This is a genomic window from Streptomyces tateyamensis (assembly GCF_003205575.1).
Classification (GTDB): Bacteria; Actinomycetota; Actinomycetes; order Streptomycetales; family Streptomycetaceae; genus Kitasatospora; species Kitasatospora tateyamensis.
The window spans coordinates 1-247 of the sequence record NZ_PYBW01000220.1 but is presented as its reverse complement, the minus strand read 5'-3'; the positions used below and the strand labels follow the sequence as shown (position 1 = coordinate 247).

At 73.3% G+C, this 247-nt stretch carries 1 protein-coding gene; it reads right to left on the bottom strand.

The features are described from left to right. A partial coding sequence (locus C7C46_RS37040) for an aminotransferase class III-fold pyridoxal phosphate-dependent enzyme (RefSeq protein WP_245985303.1) occupies nucleotides 1-247 on the bottom strand: 247 nt, incomplete at both ends.

The window sequence follows — 247 nt, the reverse complement described above, 5'->3', positions numbered from 1 at the left end:
CCTCGGCGTCGAAGCCGGCGGGGGGCTCGGCGACGAAGACCTGCCGGGGCAGCACCCCGCCCCAGAGCTGGTGCATGCCGCCCTCGGGGTCGCAGACCGACATCGGGTGGAAGGTGTCGCCGTGGTACCCGCCGCGCCAGGTGAGCACCCGGCGCTTGGCCGGCCGCCCGACGGACTGCCAGTACTGCAGGCACATCTTCATCGCCACCTCGACCGCCACCGAGCCGGAGTCGGCCAGGAAGACGTG